This window comes from Thioalkalivibrio sp. ALE19, from assembly GCF_000428605.1.
Classification (GTDB): Bacteria; Pseudomonadota; Gammaproteobacteria; order Ectothiorhodospirales; family Ectothiorhodospiraceae; genus Thioalkalivibrio.
This window is the reverse complement of sequence record NZ_AUAG01000019.1, coordinates 40,001-55,453: the sequence shown is the minus strand read 5'-3', so window position 1 is coordinate 55,453 and position 15,453 is coordinate 40,001. Positions and strand designations below refer to the sequence as shown.

The following is a 15,453-nucleotide window of genomic DNA, read 5'->3' as shown; positions in this document are numbered from 1 at the left end:
GATGGCTGCCGTGGATCCGGCCCGCCTCGGCCCGCTGCTGCAGAAGGGCGTGGCCCCGCTGTACATGCTGCTGGGCGAGGAACCGCTGCAGACCATCGAGGCCGCCGATGCGATCCGGGCCGCCGCCCGTGAGCAGGGTTTCGACGAGCGCACGGTGCTGGATTTCTCCGCCCAGTCCGACTGGTCGGCCCTGGATGCGGCGCTGCGTGACCGCTCGCTGTTCGCCAGCCGCACGCTGGTGGACCTGCGTCTGGCGACCGGCAAGCCCGGGCGCGAGGGCGGGGAGAAGCTGAAGGCCTGTGCGGCGGCGCCGCAATCCGACACCGTGCTGCTGTTGCAGCTGCCGCGCCCGGACCGCGACATGCGCCGGGCCGCCTGGTTCAAGGCCATGGAGTCGGCCGCGGTGGTGGTGCATGCACGGCCGGTACCCCCGGATCGCCTGGGCGGCTGGATCCGCGAACGCCTGGCCCGCCACGGGCTGCGGATTACCGACGAGGCCCTGCAGCTGCTGGCGGCCCGGGTGGAGGGCAACCTGCTGGCGGCGCGCCAGGAGATCGAAAAGCTGGCACTGGCCGGGGTGCGGGAGATCGATCTCGAGACCCTGTCCGAGTCTACCGCGGATGCCGCGCGCTTCGACCTGTTCGGCCTGTCGGCAGCCGCCCTGCGCGGCGAGACCGGCCGCGCCCTGCGCATGCTGGAGGGGCTGCTGGACGAAGGTCAGCCGGAGCCGCTGATCCTGTGGGCGCTGGCGCGCGATGCCCGGCTGCTGGTACAGGCCCTGGAACGCCGGGCCGCCGGGGCGAACGACCGCGACGCCTTCCAGGGCAGCTTCGGCGAGCAGCAAAAGGCCCTGCGCCTGGCGGCGGGACGCCTGGACGTGGCGCGGGCGCGTGACATCCTGTGCCTGGCCGCCCGCGTGGACCGGGTGATCAAGGGGCAGGAATCCGGCAGCCCGCGGCGGCTGTTGCTAGACTTGGTGGCCCGGATCGCCGGGCAACCGCTCACCCTTTCCGTGCCCGAACTCGAGACCGTCTGAACCATGAATGCCGTGACCGACGAAGACAACGCCATCGACGCCGACCTGTTCGAGCGCATGCAGGCCCTGGGCCGCGCCGCCCGCGCGGCCTCGCGCCACATGGCCGAGGCCGAACCGGGTGCCAAGAACGCGGCGCTGCAGGCCATAGCCGAGGGGATCGCCGAGCGTCGCGCGGAGCTGGCCGAGGCCAACGAGCGCGACCTGGAGGCGGGTCGTGCCCGCGGGCTGGACGCGGCGATGCTGGACCGTCTGGCGCTGACCGATGCGCGCATCGACACCATGATCGAGGGCTGCCGGCAGGTCGCGGGTCTGCCGGATCCGGTGGGTACCATCTCCGACATGGCCTATCAGCCCAGCGGGATCCAGGTGGGCCAGATGCGGGTGCCGCTGGGGGTGATCGGTATCATCTACGAGTCGCGGCCCAACGTGACCATCGACGCGGCGGCGCTGTGCCTGAAGTCGGGCAATGCGGCCATCCTGCGCGGTGGCTCCGAGGCGGCGCATTCCAATCGCGCGCTGGCCGGCATCATCCAGTCCGGGCTGGCGGCGGCGGGGCTGCCGCGCGAGGCGGTACAGATCGTCGACACCACCGACCGTGCCGCGGTGGGCGCGCTGCTGCGCATGCCCGAGTACGTGGACGTGATCGTGCCACGCGGCGGCAAGGGGCTGATCGAGCGCATCAGCCAGGAGTCGCGGATCCCGGTGATCAAGCATCTCGACGGGGTGTGCCACGTGTACGTGGACGCCGCGGCGGATCCGGACAAGGCGCAGGCAGTGGCGGTGAACGCGAAGACCCAGCGCTACGGGACCTGCAACACCATGGAGACCCTGCTGGTGCACGCCGACCGTGCCGAGGGATTCCTGCCGGCGGTGGCGGCCGAGCTGGACGGTCTGGGGGTCAGTCTGCGCGGCTGCGCCCGTACCCGCGCGGTGCTGGCCGACGGCGGGCCGGAGGTCGCCGAGGCTGGCGAGGAGGACTGGGCGGCCGAATACCTGGGGCCGATCCTGGCGATCCGCGTGGTCGACGACCTGGACGCCGCGATCGAGCACATCAACACCTGGGGATCGCACCACACCGACAGCATCGTGACCGAGAACTGGGGCCACGCGCGGCGCTTCCTGCGCGCGGTGGATTCCAGCTCGGTAATGGTCAATGCCTCCACCCGCTTCGCCGACGGGTTCGAGTACGGCCTGGGCGCCGAGATCGGGATCTCCACCGACAAGCTGCACGCGCGCGGGCCGGTGGGGCTGCACGGCCTGACCACCCTGAAATACATCGTGTTTGGCGACGGCCATGTGCGTGGCTGAGCAAGGCGCGAAGGTGGCGGCTTGATCGGGATCCTCGGCGGGACCTTCGACCCGATCCATTTCGGTCACCTGCGCCCGGCGCTGGAGGTGCAGCAGCACCTGGGGCTGGAACGGGTGCACTTCGTGCCCTGCCACGTGCCGCCTCATCGCGCCAGCCCCGGGACTTCGGGCGAGGACCGCCTGGCCATGGTGGAGCGCGCGGTGGCCGGCGTGGAGGGTTTCGTCGCCGACCGGCGCGAGCTGGACCGCACCGGGCCGTCCTACACCGTGGACACCCTGCTGACCTTCCGCCGGGAGCTGGGTGACGATGTGCCGCTGGTGCTGATCATGGGCATGGATGCCTTTGCCGGGCTGTCGTCCTGGCACCGCTGGGAGACCCTGTTCGAGCTGGCGCACGTGGCGGTGTCGCATCGCCCCGGAAGCCCTGCCTCGCGGGACCTGGGCGACGGCCCGGGGGGCGCGGTCACCGACGATCCCGCCGTGCTGCGGGCGAGTCCGGCCGGCCGGGTGTACTTTCAGCCGGTGACCCAGCTGGATATCTCCGCTACCGCCATCCGGGCCCAGCTGCGCGAGGGGACCAGCCCGCGCTTCCTGCTGCCCGGGGCGGTCGAACGCTACATACAGGAGCGCGGGCTTTATCGGTCCGCCGCAGGAAACGCATCGATATGACATCCGAGACCATGAACAGCGAACAGTTGCTGGAGCTGACCATCGAGGCGCTCGAGGGCATGAAGGCCCGCAACATCCGCAGCATCGACGTGCGCGGCAAGACCACCCTGGCCGATTTCATCGTGATCGCCTCCGGGACCTCCGGGCGCCACGTGCAGTCCACCGCCGAGAACGTGGCGACCGAGGCCAAGCACCGTGGCATCCAGCCGCTGGGCGTGGAGGGCCAGGAGGGTCAGGAATGGGTCCTGGTCGACCTCAACGACGTGATCGTCCACGTGATGCTCCCCGAGACCCGCGATTTCTACAACCTGGAAAAGCTGTGGCTGGCCGAGGAAGAGGCCGCGGAGGGGGACGGGGCCGATGGCGGCATGGAGGGCGACCCCGGCCTGCAGCGGGTCCGCCGGCTGCGCGGCTGAAGTGGAGCGCCGGCGATGCGTCTGCATCTGATCGCCATCGGCCGCCGCATGCCCGACTGGGTCGCCTCCGGCCTTGCCGAATACCGGGACCGGCTGCCCCGCGAATGGGGTTTCCGGCTGCACGCCCTGGCGACCCCGGCGGGCTCGAAATCCATGGATGCCACGACCCGGCTGCGGCGCGAGGGCGAGGCCCTGCTCAAGGCGGTGCCCGAGGGTGCCCGGATCATCACCCTGGATGAACGCGGCCGTGAGGTGGACACCCGCGGACTGGCGCAGCGTCTGGCAGGCTGGCAGGACGACGGGCGCGACGTCGCGCTGCTGATCGGCGGCGCCGACGGTCTGGATACGGCCGTGCGCGAGCGGGCCGAGTGGGCCTGGTCGCTGTCGCCGCTGACCTTCCCGCACATGCTGGTGCGGGTGCTGGTGGCGGAGCAGCTCTACCGCGCCTGGTCGTTGCTCAACAATCATCCCTATCACCGCCCCTGAGTCGCGCGGCGTCCGCCATGTCCTTCGCCGCTCCCGGAAACCGCCCCGACGCCCTGCCCCTGCTGCTGGCCTCGGCGTCTCCCCGCCGGCGTGAACTGCTGACGCAGATCGGCGTGGTGCACGAGGTGGCGGCCATGGACGTGGACGAGACCGCCGCGCCCGACGAGGAGCCCGGGGCACTGGTCGAGCGCCTCGCGGCGGTCAAGGCGGAAGCCGCGCGTGGCCACGCCCGCCGGGGGCAGTGGGTGCTGGCGGCCGATACGGTCGTGACGATCGACGGGGAGGCGCTGGGCAAGCCCGCGGACGAGGCTTCGGCCGCCGCCATGCTGCAGCGGCTGTCCGGCCGCGAACACCGGGTGATCACCGGCATGGCACTGCTGCGCGATGACGGCCCGGTGCGCACCGGGCGCGGCGAGACGCGGGTATGGATGCGCCCGCTGGACACCCGCGACATCGCGGCCTACTGGGCCAGTGGCGAGCCGCGCGACAAGGCGGGGGGGTATGCCCTGCAGGGGCGGGGCGCGGCCTTTGTCGAACGCATCGACGGTTCCTGCAGCAACGTGATCGGCCTGCCCCTGTTCGAGCTGGAGCAGTGGCTGAATGACCTGGAGGACCCGCCCGCCCGAGCCTGACTATTCGATTCCGAGTTTCTTCAGCCGGTAGCGCAGCTGGCGGAAACTGAGCCCCAGCAGCCGCGCGGCCGCGGTGCGGTTGCCGCCGGTCTGGTGCAGGGCGGTCTCGATCGCCTGGCGCTCCTGGTCGGCGAGGTGATCGTCCAGGCCCACATCCTCGTAGCGGATCGACGGCGGGGTGCGGCGCTCCTGCACCCCGGGAGGCGGGGTGCCCGGGTTGTTTGCGCCGGGGCCGGCGCGGCGGTCCTCGCCGTTGTCCCCCGGGGTCGGGGCGGTGGCCGGGAGATCGATGTTGTCGGCGTGAATCGCCGCGCCCTCCGCGAGGGTGGCGGCGCGCTCCAGGATGTTCTCCAGCTCCCGCACGTTGCCCGGGAAGGGGTGGCGCTCCAGCAGCTCCTGCGCGTCCGGCGCGAGTTCGCGGGCCTCCAGGCCCCATTGTTCGGCGATTCGCTGCAGCATCACGGTGGCCAGGCCGGGGATGTCGCCGTTGCGTTCGCGCAGCGGCGGGACCCGCAGTTCGATCACGTTGAGACGGTAATAGAGGTCCTGGCGGAAACGGCCTTCGCGCACGGCGCGCTCGAGGTCGTGATGGGTCGCCGACAGGATACGCACGTCCACCGGGATCTCCCGCGAGCCGCCGACCGGCTTGATCGCGCGCTCCTGGATCGCGCGCAGCAGCTTGACCTGCATCGCCAGCGGCAGGTCGGCGACCTCGTCCAGGAACAGGGTGCCGCCCTCGGCCGCCTGGAACAGCCCGGGGTGGTCCTGGGTGGCGCCGGTGAAGGCGCCCTTGCGGTGGCCGAAGAACTCGCTCTCCATCAGTTCCGCCGGGATCGCGCCGCAGTTCACCGGCACGAAGGGGCGGTCGGCGCGCGGCCCCAGCCGATGGATCTCGCGCGCCACCAGTTCCTTGCCGGAACCGGATTCTCCGGCGATGAACACCGGCGCCTGGGAGCGCGCCAGCTTGCGGATGGTGGCGCGCAGTTTCTGCATGGGTTCGGAGTCGCCCAGCAGCGGGCTGTCGGGGTCTTCGGTCGCGCTGCAGCGGGCCGGCGTCGAGCCGCACGCCGCCTCCGTGGCCGGCGCGGATTCCATGCGCAGGGCGCTGTCGATCAGTTCGCGCAGCTGCTTGAGGTCGACCGGCTTGCTGACGAAGTCGAAGGCGCCCAGCTTGAGGGCCTGCACCGCCGTATCGACACTGCCGTGCGCGGTGATGACCGCCACCGGCAGCTCCGGGCGGGTGGTCTGGATGTGACGCACCAGGTCCAGCCCGTCCCCGTCCGGCAGGCGCATGTCGGTCAGGCAGAGGTCGAAGTCCCGCTGCGCCAGCAGCTGCCGTGCCGGGTCCAGCGCGCCGGCCGTTTCGGCCTCCAGGCCCATGCGCGCGAGGGTGATCTCCAGCAGTTCGCAGATGTCGGGTTCATCGTCGACAACCAGCACGTGCTTGATGCTCATGACGCCGATCCCTGGTGTTGTTCGTCGGGGGCAAACAGGATGCGGAAGCAGCCCCCGGAGGGTGCATGCGCGTATTCCAGCGAGGCCCCGTTGTTTTCGCACAGCATGCGCGAGATGTACAGGCCCAGGCCGGAGCCGCCGGAATGGCCGGAGACGAAGGGCTCGAACAGCTCCTTCTCGGTTTCCGGATCGATGCCGGGGCCGGCGTCCAGCACGTCGAGGCTGACCACGCGGGCCACCTGGCCGGAACCACCACGCAGGATGATGGGCGGGCTGTCGGGCCGGTCGTGCCCGCCGTGCACCCGGGCATTGCCGCACAGGTTCCACAGCACCTGGTTGAGCTGCGACGGGTCGAACAGCACCATGGAGTCGGCGGGTTCCACGTTCACGTGCAGTGATTCCCGCGGTATCTGCAGCGCACTGCAGAATTCCTCGGCGAAGCGTTCGAGCTCGTCGCGCAGGTTGAGCCGCTGGCGTTCGCCCGATTCGCGACGCGAGAGGCTGAGGACGTTGGCGATCAGACTGTTCACGCGGTCGCTCTGCTTGTCGATGATCGCCAGCAGGCGCTGGTCGGGTGCCGAAAGGTCGGGCGATTCGCGCAGCAGCTGGGCGCTGTGGGAGATCGCGCCCAGCGGGTTGCGGATCTCGTGCGCGATACTGGCGGTCAGGCGGCCGAGGGCCTGCAGCTTGCTTGCCTGGGCCTGGCGGCGCAGTTCGGCGGCGTCTTCCAGGATCAGCAGAGTACCCTGATCGCCCTGGTTGCCCAGCGGGGCCAGGCGGACCTGCAGGGCCGGCTGTTCCTGGTCGCCGGGCAGGTGGCGGGTGCGGCTGGCCGGCCCGGTTTCTTCCTGCCATTCGCGCACGGCCCGGGCCAGGCGCGGCGAGATGGACGACAGGTGGCGCCCCGGGCGGGGCGGGAGGAGCTGGCGCGCCGCCTCGTTGATGGAGCGGATGTAGCCTCGGGGATCGATCGCCACCACCCCGGCGCTCATGCGCGCGATGATCTGGGCGTTGAGTTCCGCCAGGCTGGCGAGATCGACCTCCTGCTGTTCGACCTGGGCGCGGCTTTCGTCGGCCCGCCGGCTGAAATGGTGGGCCAGCAGGGTCCCGGCCAGCAGCGCGGCCCCCAGCAGCCCGGCCTGGGTCAGGCTGTCGAGGTCGCCCAGCGTGATCAGGATGGCGAGGCCTTCCGCACCCAGCAGGCCGGCGGTCACGCCAGCGGCCAGCGGGAGCCCCAGGCGACCCGCCGACAGCAGGGCGGTGGCCATCACCGCGGGGATCAGCAGCAGGCCGATGCCGGTGTGGACGCCCCCGGCAACCACCATCAGGGCGAGCAGGCCCGCGGCATCCCCGGTGCCGCCCAGCAGGATCATGCGGCGGAACTGTACGACGCGCTCGGGTTCGCGGTTGCAGTGTTCGGCAAACGTCGCCATGAACACCGAGAACACCAGGTAGCCACCGGCCAGTGCCGGATAGACTTCGGGGACCGCGGGGGCCACGCCCACCGGCAGGCCCGGGAACAGGCCCATCAGGAGCAGAACCAGCGCGACGAACACCCGGTACAGGGCGTACAGACGACTGGAGCGCTGGGTGTCGCTGTCGATGACCATCGATCAGGGGTTCCCCGTGACGGTGGTCAGCCGCGGCCGGAAGGTCCGGCGTCGGCATGTTGCCGCGAGCAGTAGCAGAGGTCGCCGTCGCAAACCGCCTGGTCCTCGGGCACGTGTACCCCGCAGTGGGCACAGCGGACCATGGCGCCACTTTCGCGCAGGCTTTCCGGAGGTTCGTCGCGGCGCACGCGGCGGCGCTCGCCGCTGGAGCGCACGAGGGTGCGTACGGCGAGAAAGATGGCAACGATGGCAATGATCAGCAGGAGCAGCCTCATGCCGCGAGTCTAAAACAATGTGCACCCGCATGCCTTCCGCGGGTCTTTGCCGCATTGGAGGGGGTGTGGAACAATGCGGGTAAACGAGAAGCGTCTGGTTGCGGCAAGTGATTGATTGCGATGGATTTCGTCCCAATGTAGGCATCATCCTGTGCAACCGGGAGCGGCAGTTGTTCTGGGGCAAGCGCGCGGGTCAGGACGCCTGGCAGTTTCCGCAGGGCGGCATCCGCACCGACGAGACGCCGGAAGAGGCCCTGTTCCGTGAACTGCGCGAGGAGACCGGGCTGCTGCCGGAGCATGTGGAACTGCTGGGCAGCACCCGACGGTGGCTGCGCTACAGGCTGCCGGAACGCATGATCCGGCGGCATCGCAACCCGGTGTGCGTGGGGCAGAAACAGCGCTGGTTCCTGCTGCGCATGACGGGCGAGGAGAGCAATGTAATGCTGGATGCGATGGATACGCCGGAGTTCGATTCATGGTGCTGGATTGACTACTGGCGGCCGGCGCGCGAGGTGGTGCACTTCAAGCGCAATGTCTACCGCCGGGCGCTGTGCGAACTGGTGCCACTGATGTTCCCCGAGCTGCAGCGCGACGGCGATGCGGCACCGCCATCCTGCAATCCGCCCGCGGTGCCGCGTTGAACGCCCCCGTGAACCCGCCCTCCATGCTGCAGGTCCTGCGCCGCGTGGTGCAGGAGGTCAATGGTGCGGCCGATTTCTTCGAGGCCCTGCACATCATCGTGACCCGGGTGAAGGCGGCGCTGGATATCGATGTCTGCTCGATCTACCTGAAGTCGCCGAGCTCCGGGCGCCTGGTGCTGATGGCCTCGGAAGGCCTGCATGCCGAATCGGTGGGGCAGGTGGAGATGGACCCGTCGGAGGGGCTGGTCGGGCTGGTCGCGTCACGCGCGGAGCCGGTCAACCTCGACAGTGCCCAGGACCATCCGCGGTTTCGCTATTTCCCGGAGACCGGCGAGGAGCGCTTTCTCGCCTTCCTCGGCGTGCCGATCATCCACCAGCGCAGCATGCTGGGGGTGCTGGTGGTGCAGCAGCGCGAGGCCCGCCGGTTCGACGACGAGCACGTGTCCTTCCTCATCACCCTGGCCGCGCAGCTGGCCGGGGCGATCGCCTATGCCGAATTCAACGACGAGATCTCCAGCGAGACCCCGCTGATCGGTCACCAGAACGTGGAGGCCACGGGGATCCCGGGGTCGCCGGGCGTGGCCATCGGGCATGCCGTGGTGGCCTATCGGCTGGCGGATCTGGATTCCATCCCCGATCGCGAGGGGGCCGGCCCGGAGGCCGAGCTGGAACGCTTCCGCCAGGCGGTCAGCGATACCCGCGAGGAGATCCAGGACCTCAAGCAGCGCATGGGCGAGGCCCTGGGGCCGGACGAGCAGGTGCTGTTCGACGCCTACCTGATGCTGCTGGGCTCGGATTCCCTGGTGCACAAGACGGAGGGCCGGATCTCCGCCGGGCAGTGGGCCCCGGCGGCGCTGCGCGACACCGTGCGCGAGAGCGTGCGGGTGTTCGAGGACATGGAGGACCCCTACCTGCGCGAACGCGCGGCGGATGTGCGTGACCTCGGACGCCGCGTGCTGTCGCATCTGCTGCCGGCGGATCGCAGCCAGGACGAGTTCCCCGACGGCGGGATCCTGGTGGGGGATGACCTGACCGCATCGCATCTGGCCGAGGTGCCGATCGAGCGTCTGGGCGCGATCGTGTCCGCCCAGGGCACCGGCTCCTCGCACATCGCCATCCTGGCGCGGGCGCTGAACGTGCCCGCGGTGATGGGGGTGTCGGATCTGCCGGTGGGGCGGCTGGAGGATCGCGAGATCCTGGTGGACGGCTATCGCGGCCGGCTGTTCGTGAACCCGAATGCCGAGCTGCGCGCGGAGTTCGAACGTCTGGTGCGCGAGGAACGCGAGCTGGCCGAGGACCTGCGCGCGCTGGCCAGGGATCCCGCGGCGACCCGCGACGGCCACCCGGTGCCGGTGCTGGCCAACTCCGGCTTGCTGGCGGACATCAAGCCTTCACTGGAATCGGGTGCCGAGGGCGTCGGGCTGTATCGCACCGAGGTCCCGTTCATGATCCGCGACCGTTTCCCCGGCGAGGAGGAGCAGGTCCGGCTGTACGAGCAGATCGTCGCCTCCTTCGACCCGATGCCGGTGACCCTGCGGACCCTGGACATCGGCGGGGACAAGGCGCTGCCGTACTTCCCGGTGCAGGAAGACAACCCCTTCCTCGGCTGGCGCGGCATCCGTATCTCGCTGGACCACCCGGAGATCTTCCTGACCCAGCTGCGGGCGATGCTGCGGGCGAGCCGCGAGCACGACAACCTGCAGATCCTGTTCCCGATGATCTCGGCGCTGGACGAGCTCAAGGGGGCGATGGCCCTGCTCAACCGGGCACGCGAGGAACTGCTGGACGAGGGCTACCGCATCCCGATGCCGAAGGTCGGGGTGATGGTGGAGGTCCCCGCCGCGGTGTACCTGGCGGAGACCCTCGCGCGGCGGGTGGACTTCCTGTCGGTGGGCACCAATGACCTGGTGCAGTACCTGCTGGCGGTGGACCGCAACAACGCCCGCGTCGCCAACCTCTACGACACCCTGCATCCGGCCTGCATCCGTGCGCTGGAAGCGGTCGCCGAGGGGGCGCACCGGGCCGGCAAGCCGGTCTCGGTGTGCGGCGAGATGGCGGCGGATCCGGCGGCGGTGATCCTGCTGGTGGGGATGGGGATCGACAGCCTGAGCGTGAGCGTCTCGGCGATCCCGCGGGTGAAGTGGGTGATCCGTTCGTTCTCCACCGATCGTGCCGAGGCCCTGCTGGCGCAGTGCCGGCTGCTGGAAAACCCGGAACAGATCCGCTCCCTGCTCAACAATGCGCTGGTGCAGGCCGGGCTGGGCGGGCTGGTGCGCGCCGGCAAGACCTGACCCGCCGACGCGGCTGCGTCAGTTCCGCGCGCGGCGCCAGGCGGCCACCGCGGCCGAGATCACGAACAGCAGCAGGATGGCGCCGATGCCGATCAGGGCATCGGTGATCGAGCGGTTGACGGCCAGGATCACGATGCCCACCAGTGCCGGGACCGGCAGTTCATTGAACCAGCGATACCAGGTGTGGCCGCGGGTGTTGCGGTCCGCGGCGAAATCCGCCACCAGCTTGCCGCACCACAGGTGATAGGCGATCAGCAGGGCGATCAGGGTGAGCTTGAAGTGCATCCAGGGCTGTTCCAGGTGCACCGGCACCAGAGCCAGCATGATGCCGCCGAAGATCACCGTGATGATCCCCCCCGGTGTCATGATCCCGTAGAACAGCTTGCGTTCCATGACCTTGAAGCGCTCGTTGCCGGGCGCGTCCTCGGTCATTGCGTGGTACACGAAAAGCCGCGGCAGATAGAACAGCCCCGCGAACCAGGTGACCATGAAGATCAGATGAAGGCTGAGGAACCAGGAGTAGGCGTCGTGCATGGTGGCGTCCTTGTTGCGCCCGCAGCGGCGTTACGGGCCGGGTGTCCGACGCGGGCGCCGGCTCAGGAGAGCCAGCGCTCCAGGTGGTCGCGGATCTGGTCGAAATCGGGTTCGCCGAGCTTCTGGTAAACGATCCGTCCGCGGGGCGACACCAGGAACGTGGTCGGTGTCAGGCGAACCCCGCCCCAGGTGCTCGCCAGGTCGCCGGCCTCGTCGTGGATGACGGTGTAGGCGATCTCGCGATCCTCGCTCATCGAGCGTACCCGGCTTTCGCGGTCGTGCGCCATGGCGATGGCCACGATATCGAATCCGCGGTCACGGAAATCGGCGTGCAGTTCATTGAGGGTGGGGATTTCGCGGATGCATTCCGGGCAGTCGGTGGCCCAGAAGGAGATCAGGACCGGGCGGCCGTCATAGTCGTCGAGTGACACCGCCTCGCCTTCCAAGTTGGTGGCGGCGAAGCCGGGGGCTTCGCGCACGCCATCGCCGGTGGTGATCCATGCCGCGCCGACCGCGATCAGCACAAGGATGATGAAGACGCCGCCGATCGCGGCCTTGCGGTCCAGTTTGAGCTTGCTCATGTTTCCGGTTCCCGTGACTCGTCAAGGAGGCGTTGTTACTGACCTCGAAATGCGTACCGCGTTCCGCCGCGGGGCGCGAGCCGGTATCATGCCGCAGCATGACTTCCGTAACCAACAACAAGCCCACCCGGGTCGGGGTGGTCGGGGCCACCGGCTACGCCGGCGTCGAACTGTTGCGCATCCTCGCCGGACATTCGGCGGTGGAGCTTCACGCGGTGACCTCGCGCAGCGAGGACGGCACTGCGGTCGCCGATCTGTTCCCCAGTCTGCGCGGGGTTCTGGATGCGGTCTTCCGGGCCCCGGAGCCGGAGCTGCTGGCGGAGTGCGATGTGGTGTTCTTCGCCACGCCGCACGGCGTGGCCCATGCGATGGCCGGCGATCTGCTCGCGCGCGGCGTGCGCGTGATCGACCTGTCGGCGGACTTCCGCATCCGCGATCCCGAGCTGTGGAGCCGGTGGTACGGCCAGCCGCACGGGGCGCCGGAATACCTGGGCGAGGCGGTGTACGGCCTGCCCGAACTGCACCGCGGAAGCATCTCCGAGGCGCGTCTGATCGCCGTGCCGGGCTGCTACCCCACCGCGGTGACGCTGGCCCTTCTGCCCTTGCTCGAGAACAACCTGGTGGATGTGTCCGACATCATCGCGGATGCCAAGAGCGGGGTCAGCGGAGCGGGCCGGCAGGCGCGTATCGGCGGGCTGTTCGCCGAGGTGCAGGAGAACTTCCGCGCCTACGCCAGCGGTGGACACCGGCACTGGCCGGAGATCCATCAGACGCTGGCGGAAGTGGCCGGCACGGATGTGGGACTGATCTTCCAGCCGCATCTGGTGCCGATGACGCGCGGGATCCTGGCCACTCTCTATCTGCGTCCGCTGGATGACGGCGACTGGGAGGCGCTGTTCCGGGAACGCTACGCCGGCGAGCCTTTCGTGGATGTCATGCCGTCGGGGTCGCATCCGGAGACTGCGTCGGTGCGGGGGACCAACCAGTGTCGTCTGGCCCTGGCCACGCCGCCGCACAGTGGCCGCCGCATGGTGATTTCGGCCATCGACAACCTGGTCAAGGGTGCGGCAGGGCAGGCCGTGCAGAACATGAATCTGATGCTGGGACGCCCGGAAACGGAGGGGCTGGAACTGGTTCCGGCCTTCCCCTGATCCATGCGATGGCGACGGCGTCCGCGGGTTCCCGCCCCGCGACGGTTGCGGGGGCACCCCCTGCGCCGCGCGGTGGCGCCCGTTCTCGTGCTGATGATGGTGGGTGCGGCGGGCGTATGGTGGTGGTTGAACGCCGGAGATCCGCAGTCGACGGAGGTGACCCGTGAGCGGGACGCGCGTCTGGTCGAACTGCAATCGGCCTTGCAGGAACTTGCGCAGGAGCGTGATGCGGCCGTGCGCGAGCGGCTGCGCAGCGAGCGGCACCGTGAGGTGGCCGAGGCGGAACTCGCGGCCTGCCGGCGCGATGCCGAAGCCCGCGAAGCCGAACTGCTGGTGCTGCGCGAAGAGCTGGCGTTCTACCAGCGGCTGGCGGACGATGCCGGAGGCGACCGCATCGGGCTGCGCAATATCGCGGTGCACGAGACCGGCATCGAGGGTGAATACGAACTGATTTTCCAGGTGCACCGCGCCGGTCTGCGCGGAGAGGTCCCGGTGAGCTGGGACCTGGAGCTGGAAGGCGAACGCGACGGGGAGCGCGTGAGTCAGGGGACCGACGACCTGGGGCCGGACCTGCAGTCCGGGCGCAGCTTTGATCTGCGATTCCTGCGCACGGTCCGGGTGCGCCTGGTGCTGCCGGAGGGTTTCGGCCCGCAACGGCTGTCCATTAGAGTGGACCCCGAAGAGGACGGGCCGGACCGGATCGAAGAGACAAGAGGATGGGCCGCGGCCCGGAGGGCGAGTGAATGATGGGACGCAAGCGCAGGCAACGGGCCCGCCGGGTCGACACCCTGATCGGCGAGAACACCGCGATCCACGGCGACCTGGAATTCAGCGGCGGGCTGCATCTTGAAGGTCGGATCGTCGGAGACGTGCGGGCTTCGACCGACGGCTCCGCGGTGCTGGTGGTCGACGAGAAGGGGCAGATCGAAGGGCAGGTCGCGGTGCCGCATCTGGTATTGAACGGCAGCGTGCGCGGCGATGTCCATGCCGGAGAGCACGTGGAGCTGGGCGAGAAGGCGCGGCTGGAGGGAAATCTCTATTACAGCGTGCTGCAGATGGCGGAAGGCGCCTCGGTGGACGGACAGCTGCGGCGTCGGGATGCGGACGCCGCGCTGGAAGGCGAGGCATCATTGACCGCCCTGACCGATGACACGCTTACGACGCGTAACGATTCTTGACTCCGGCGGTCAGACTTCATAGCTTGGCAACGAAATGATCACAGGAGACACCGCATGTCCGAAACGATGACGTCCAACGCGCAGGCCGAGACGGATGACATGGACATCCCCAGCCCGCTGGTGTTTACCGATGCCGCCGCAAGCAAGGTGAAGGGGCTGATCGAGGAGGAGAACAACGACAACCTCAAGCTCCGCGTCTTCGTCAGCGGTGGCGGCTGCTCCGGTTTCCAGTACGGCTTCACCTTTGACGAGACCGTCGGCGATGGCGACACCGTGGTCGAGAACGGCGGGGTGACCCTGCTGATCGATCCGATGAGCTTCCAGTACCTGGCCGGCGCCGAGATTGACTACACCGAAGGCCTCGAAGGCGCCCAGTTCGTGATCCGCAACCCGAACGCGACCACCACCTGCGGCTGCGGTTCCAGCTTCTCGGTCTGACCCGGCGGCCAGATCCGCGCACTACAGGCCCGGTCCGGCAACGGACCGGGCCTTTTTCATGCCATTTATCCCCCGGGGATCACGCACCCGAGGATGCGGGGGCCGTGGGCCCCGGTGACCGCCGGCAGGTTTCCGCTCTGATGATGCAGGGTCCGGAACGCCAGCCATGCAAAAGCGGCGCCTTCGACCTGTTCCGCCGGAATGCCGCAGGCATCGGTGAGTTCGATCCGGGTCTGCGGCAGGGCGGCCGCGAGCCGTTCCAGCAGAAAGCCGTTACGCGCGCCCCCTCCGCAGATCAGTACGTCTTCCGGTGCGCTGCCCGGTCGCACGAGTTCCCGGGCGATCGCGTGTGCCGTCAGCTCGGCCAGGGTTGCCTGCACGTCCGCCGGCTTCGCGGTGACCAGCGTTTGCCCGCCCCGGGCGGCGAGCCACGCGGGTGAAAAATGTTCGGGCCCGGTGCTCTTGGGCGGGGGGCGCTGGAAGTAGGGGTCCGCCAGCAGGGCCTGCAACAGTTCCGGGTGCACCTGGCCGCTGCGGGCCCATGCCCCGTCCGCGTCATATTGGCAGCCCCGGTGGTGCCGCACCCAGTGATCCAGCAGGGTGTTGCCGGGGCCGCAGTCGTGGCCGCTGACCTCGCCGTCGGGCGGCAGGCGGGTCACGTTGCTGATGCCACCGATGTTCACCACCGCTCGGTCATGACCCGGCTGCGCGAAGCGGGCCGCGTGGAACCCGCAGGCCAGCGGTGCGCCTTC

At 69.4% G+C, this 15,453-nt stretch carries 18 protein-coding genes (1 of these 18 running past the window's edge); 12 read left to right on the top strand and 6 right to left on the bottom strand.

The genetic code is table 11. The features are described 5' to 3' along the window. Position 1 precedes the first annotated feature (1 nt). Genes holA through F787_RS0108510 form a run of 6 tightly spaced genes read left to right on the top strand, consistent with a single transcriptional unit; the run spans position 2 to position 4,547 of the window. On the top strand, positions 2-1,036 hold the full coding sequence (holA, locus tag F787_RS0108535; protein ID WP_019590816.1) for a DNA polymerase III subunit delta: 1,035 nt from the start codon (positions 2-4) through the stop codon (positions 1,034-1,036). A 3-nt stretch (positions 1,037-1,039) separates the two neighbouring features. Continuing rightward, entirely contained in the window at positions 1,040-2,344 is a 1,305-nt protein-coding gene (locus F787_RS0108530) for a glutamate-5-semialdehyde dehydrogenase (RefSeq protein WP_028491911.1), read from the top strand. A 21-nt stretch (positions 2,345-2,365) separates the two neighbouring features. Continuing rightward, a complete protein-coding gene (gene nadD, locus F787_RS0108525; protein ID WP_028491910.1) occupies positions 2,366-3,013 on the top strand; it encodes a nicotinate-nucleotide adenylyltransferase in 648 nt (215 codons plus the stop codon). A gap of 11 nt (positions 3,014-3,024) precedes the next feature. Beyond that, positions 3,025-3,429, top strand: a complete 405-nt coding sequence (rsfS, locus tag F787_RS0108520; RefSeq protein ID WP_028491909.1) for a ribosome silencing factor — start codon at positions 3,025-3,027, stop codon at positions 3,427-3,429. Positions 3,430-3,444: 15 nt separating this feature from the next. After that, positions 3,445-3,915 (top strand): 23S rRNA (pseudouridine(1915)-N(3))-methyltransferase RlmH, encoded by a 471-nt coding sequence (gene rlmH / locus F787_RS0108515; RefSeq protein WP_028491908.1) that lies wholly within the window; start codon positions 3,445-3,447, stop codon positions 3,913-3,915. 17 nt (positions 3,916-3,932) lie between these two features. After that, entirely contained in the window at positions 3,933-4,547 is a 615-nt protein-coding gene (locus F787_RS0108510) for a nucleoside triphosphate pyrophosphatase (protein WP_018870640.1), read from the top strand. Here the strand turns inward: F787_RS0108510 and F787_RS0108505 are convergent, their stop codons facing one another. From F787_RS0108505 to F787_RS0108495, 3 genes are read right to left on the bottom strand one after another with little or no spacing between them, the layout of a single operon-like run. Further along, on the bottom strand, positions 4,548-6,002 hold the full coding sequence (locus tag F787_RS0108505) for a sigma-54 dependent transcriptional regulator (protein WP_028491907.1): 1,455 nt from the start codon (positions 6,000-6,002) through the stop codon (positions 4,548-4,550). After that, positions 5,999-7,612 carry a PAS domain-containing sensor histidine kinase gene (locus F787_RS0108500; protein WP_018870638.1) on the bottom strand — a complete coding sequence of 538 codons (1,614 nt, stop codon included), beginning with the start codon at positions 7,610-7,612 and terminating at the stop codon, positions 5,999-6,001. Before F787_RS0108500 ends, F787_RS0108505 begins: the two co-directional genes overlap by 4 nt. Before the next feature lie 26 nt (positions 7,613-7,638). Then, on the bottom strand, positions 7,639-7,887 hold the full coding sequence (locus F787_RS0108495; RefSeq protein WP_019569257.1) for a PP0621 family protein: 249 nt from the start codon (positions 7,885-7,887) through the stop codon (positions 7,639-7,641). Positions 7,888-7,994: 107 nt separating this feature from the next. Between F787_RS0108495 and F787_RS0108490 the strand changes: the two genes are divergently transcribed. Beyond that, on the top strand, positions 7,995-8,528 hold the full coding sequence (locus tag F787_RS0108490) for an RNA pyrophosphohydrolase (RefSeq protein WP_196799382.1): 534 nt from the start codon (positions 7,995-7,997) through the stop codon (positions 8,526-8,528). A 23-nt stretch (positions 8,529-8,551) separates the two neighbouring features. Then, a complete protein-coding gene (gene ptsP / locus F787_RS0108485; protein ID WP_028491906.1) occupies positions 8,552-10,819 on the top strand; it encodes a phosphoenolpyruvate--protein phosphotransferase in 2,268 nt (755 codons plus the stop codon). Positions 10,820-10,837: 18 nt separating this feature from the next. On the opposite strand, the gene F787_RS0108480 is transcribed toward ptsP, so the two are convergent. Next, positions 10,838-11,353 carry a CopD family protein gene (locus F787_RS0108480; RefSeq protein ID WP_018870634.1) on the bottom strand — a complete coding sequence of 172 codons (516 nt, stop codon included), beginning with the start codon at positions 11,351-11,353 and terminating at the stop codon, positions 10,838-10,840. Positions 11,354-11,415: 62 nt separating this feature from the next. Then, positions 11,416-11,934: a peroxiredoxin gene (locus F787_RS0108475; RefSeq protein WP_018870633.1), complete on the bottom strand. Its 519-nt coding sequence runs from the start codon at positions 11,932-11,934 to the stop codon at positions 11,416-11,418. A gap of 98 nt (positions 11,935-12,032) precedes the next feature. Here F787_RS0108475 and argC point away from each other — a divergent pair, with 98 nt between their 5' ends. The 4 genes from argC to erpA all read left to right on the top strand — a co-directional run bounded on the left by argC (position 12,033) and on the right by erpA (position 14,701). Further along, positions 12,033-13,085, top strand: a complete 1,053-nt coding sequence (argC, locus tag F787_RS0108470) for an N-acetyl-gamma-glutamyl-phosphate reductase (protein WP_028491905.1) — start codon at positions 12,033-12,035, stop codon at positions 13,083-13,085. Between the two features lie 72 nt (positions 13,086-13,157). Next, a complete protein-coding gene (locus F787_RS0108465) occupies positions 13,158-13,832 on the top strand; it encodes a DUF6776 family protein (protein WP_231373420.1) in 675 nt (224 codons plus the stop codon). Then, on the top strand, positions 13,829-14,263 hold the full coding sequence (locus tag F787_RS0108460) for a polymer-forming cytoskeletal protein (protein WP_019569252.1): 435 nt from the start codon (positions 13,829-13,831) through the stop codon (positions 14,261-14,263). Before F787_RS0108465 ends, F787_RS0108460 begins: the two co-directional genes overlap by 4 nt. A 54-nt stretch (positions 14,264-14,317) precedes the next feature. Beyond that, on the top strand, positions 14,318-14,701 hold the full coding sequence (erpA, locus tag F787_RS0108455; RefSeq protein ID WP_018870629.1) for an iron-sulfur cluster insertion protein ErpA: 384 nt from the start codon (positions 14,318-14,320) through the stop codon (positions 14,699-14,701). 65 nt (positions 14,702-14,766) lie between these two features. Here erpA and F787_RS0108450 read toward each other — a convergent pair whose 3' ends face one another. Beyond that, positions 14,767-15,453 carry the 3' portion of an anhydro-N-acetylmuramic acid kinase gene (locus tag F787_RS0108450; protein WP_081694112.1) on the bottom strand. The gene runs 426 nt beyond the window's last position, so the window shows 687 of its 1,113 coding nt (coding positions 427-1,113); its start codon lies beyond the right edge, outside the window; the stop codon is at positions 14,767-14,769.